This window comes from Streptococcus sp. DD11 (assembly GCF_001578865.1).
Taxonomy (GTDB): domain Bacteria; phylum Bacillota; class Bacilli; order Lactobacillales; family Streptococcaceae; genus Streptococcus; species Streptococcus panodentis.
This window is the reverse complement of sequence record NZ_KQ969399.1, coordinates 14976-18131: the sequence shown is the minus strand read 5'-3', so window position 1 is coordinate 18131 and position 3156 is coordinate 14976. Positions and strand designations below refer to the sequence as shown.

The window sequence follows — 3156 nt, the reverse complement described above, 5'->3', positions numbered from 1 at the left end:
AATGCCGGCTGACTTCTATCAGCTGAAGCTTCTGAAGCGACTTCTTTTTCGGCAGTTGGCTGAGAGTTGAGGCCGGGCTGTAGTTCAGAAACAGCAGGTTCTTGCATTGCCGTGTCACTGACCGCCACAGCTGCAGAATCTGTGCTTCCGCTTTCTTCCTTTCCTGCAAGAAGAGTGCCAGCCTCTGCTGGATCGGCCGAGTGTGCAGGGGCTTCTGCTGGCACCGCTTCACCAGTCGGGCTACTTGAAATCGGCCCATTCTGATCCCAAACAGCTTCGTCCGCCTGAGCGACGGGACTGGCAGCCAGGATGAAACAGCCCAGCAAAACAGAACAAACCCCAACAGTCAGCTTCCGAATGGAAAAGCGACTGAGAGAGTGCTTAAATAAACTATTTTTCATGATAACTCCTATAATAACCGTTGAATTGATTATCTCCTTTTATTATATAATATATTAACAGAGTTTGCCAGTTTATTTGTAGATTTTCTTGTACAGTTTTCGGAAAGTGCCTAAAATTTCAGCTGCAGCTTGGCATGGCGCTAAATATCAAAAAAAGAAGAGGCTGGGACGAAAGTCCTTCAGCCTCTCTTTGTTTTGGTAAAAAACTCTTGACGCGGTAGCTGATTGCTCAAAAGCGCCAGTGGAGGTTTTGAGGTTATAGATAGAGCTTCCGAGAGGAAGCAACAAAAGCACTGCTTTGAGGTTGCGGATAGGACTTGCGAAGCAAGTCTCAACTTTGTTCGTCTTTTAGACTCCAAAAAGCTCCTGCATTGAAGCCTTTTTTATACGGTATCTTCTAAAAGATCCATCCCTCTGTGGGTGAGGGCGCAGCCATCATGGGCGTCTGTCCCACCGCCTTCTAAAACCAATTCAATAAGCGCATGATGTGCATATTCATGCGGACCTGACGGGAATAATAATAGTTTCCGCCATTGATGTAGAGTTCCGGACCGTGAAAAATGGAGATGAGATTGTAGTATCCATAGGTTTTTCCGGTGACATTGCCCAGACTGGGAGCGACCACTTCTTTGGAATATTTCTTGGCCAGCTCCAGTGTATTTTCGCCGCCGTTTTTGGCCACATAGTCAATGTAAGCCTGACCGAAGTTGTAGGCCTGAACAGCTGTCCAGACATCTACCTTCTTTTGGCTGGCCAGTTCCAGATTGTCCGACAGGGTTTGGATCCCCTGCCGGATACTTTCTTTGTTGTCATTGATAGAGTTGGTTTGGCCGGTTGCGCTCTCGCTGGACTGCATGAGATCGGTATCCTTACCTTTGGTTTCCGTGTAAATCATGGCCAGCACCAGCTCTTCATTGGCTGCTGTATCCTGCTCATCCAGCACTTCTCTGACCAAGCTCTGATATTGCATCACCTGCTTGACATCGTGGTGGACCTGATAGATTTTGTAGCCGACAAAGAGCACCAACAGCAGCGCAATCAGTCTTCTTAAAATTTTAAACATTATTTACTTTGAATATCCTCGATATTTTTGATCAAAATGGAATAGGTGCCATTGTCATTCTGGATAAATTCTACGGATTCGGCGTCCTGATAGATATTATTAGGAACAATGAGTTCAATTCCATTTGACAGGGAGAGTTTCTGATTTTCAAACTTTTTCTTCTGGCGGCTGCTGTCAATTTCATCAAATTTGACCGGTTCGGGAATGGCTTCCTTGACCTGATCGATAAAGGTCAGTCTGGCTGTCAGATTGCTGTCAAAAAGATCATCTGCCAGCTTTTCAGGCGACAGTTCGTCATTTTCTTCCAGATTTTTGAAAATGCTGGATTTGACCTTGGACTGAAACTGGAAATCGTCAGAATGGAAGCTTTCCGCTATCCGCTGAGCTGTTTTTTCCAGCGTCTTGATCGATTTCTTAGGCGAAATAGTGGGATGGACCTGCAGGAGATTATCAGAAAAATAATGGAGAAAGGCGCCATTGTACTTGATGCGCTTCTCAATCAGGTGATACTTGCGCGACTGCAGATTAATCACCAGCGCTTCATCTGCTCCTGTGCCAAAGCCGGGCAGATTGTTCTGCGTCAGCTTGATTGGATTGTCCGGCTCACCGCCCAAGTGGGTCAGGGTTTCCCGCAGTGAGATGCGCAGGAAAGCAAAATGCTCCACCCCTTCCTTGTCAAACTGCACAAAAATCAAGTCATTGGTTTTCTGATGTTCACTGACAGAAAACTCCTCCTGCCAGAGCTTGGCCACCTTGACGGAAGTTTCCAGCAGGTCATCCGAAAGGTTGGCCAAAAAGATGTTTTCCGCATCGAAAACACCGGTTTTAGCTTCGTCAGAGTAGACCCGCTCGATTTTCTTGCGCAGGTATTCTTCGATTTTTAGGCGTGATATTGAGCAGCTTGTCCGCCAGCAGCAAGTCTGTGTCTGCTGGGCTGAACTGATGGATAATCGCTTTTTTTACATAAATGTCCATCTTAGTTTAGGCCCTCATAAAGCGGGAAGGCATCTGTCAGCTCTCTGACTTCTGCCCGCACTTGATTGAGCACGGCTTCATTTTCCGCATTTTCCAAGGCCTTGATAATGAGCTCCGCTACTTTGATACTTTCCGTCACGCCAAATCCGCGGGCCGCAATGGCTGCCGTCCCGATTCGGATGCCGCTGGTCTTAAATGGAGACAGGGTTTCATGTGGGATGGAGTTTTTATTGAGGGTAATATTAACCTCATCCAAGAGATTCTGAGCGACTTTCCCATTCTCTACAACCTTAGTAACATCAACCAAGAAGAGGTGGTTCTCGGTGCCGTCAGAGATGACGCGGAATTTGTCATGCTGGCGGAAGACCTGAGCCATGGCCTGAGCATTGTCCAAAAATCTGCTGAGCGTAGACTTTGAAAGCTGGATCCAGCACTTCCTTGAAGGCTACCGCTTTGGCTGCTATGACATGCTCCAGCGGTCCGCCCTGAATGCCTGGGAAGATGGCAGAGTTGATCTTCTTAGCCAAGGCCTCATCATTGGTCAGAATCAGGCCGCCGCGCGGTCCGCGCAGGGTTTTGTGAGTCGTGGTCGTCGTAATGTCTGCATAGGGCACAGGGCTGGGATGCAGGCCTGCCGCGACCAGTCCGGCAATATGGGCCATATCCACCATAAGCTTGGCACCGACCGCGTCTGCGATTTCGCGGAATTTTGAAAAA

At 47.8% G+C, this 3156-nt stretch carries 2 protein-coding genes and 2 pseudogenes; all 4 read right to left on the bottom strand.

The features are described 5' to 3' along the window. A partial coding sequence (locus tag STRDD11_RS12835) for a YSIRK-type signal peptide-containing protein (protein WP_128837660.1) occupies window positions 1-401 on the bottom strand: 401 nt, incomplete at its 3' end. Between the two features lie 460 nt (window positions 402-861). Further along, the gene (locus STRDD11_RS12830) at window positions 862-1464 is read right to left on the bottom strand and encodes a lysozyme family protein (protein WP_128837631.1); all 603 of its coding nucleotides are present in this window, start codon (window positions 1462-1464) and stop codon (window positions 862-864) included. Beyond that, window positions 1464-2439 (bottom strand): annotated as a pseudogene (locus tag STRDD11_RS12825) (nucleoid-associated protein). Before STRDD11_RS12825 ends, STRDD11_RS12830 begins: the two are co-directional and overlap by 1 nt. Window position 2440: 1 nt before the next feature. After that, window positions 2441-3156 (bottom strand): annotated as a pseudogene (locus STRDD11_RS14825) (serine hydroxymethyltransferase); the annotation flags it as partial.

Bases quoted from the DNA above. Each gene is read 5' to 3' on its own strand.
- STRDD11_RS12830 (WP_128837631.1), bottom strand. From the start codon at position 1,464: ATGTTTAAAATTTTAAGAAGACTGATTGCGCTGCTGTTGGTGCTCTTT.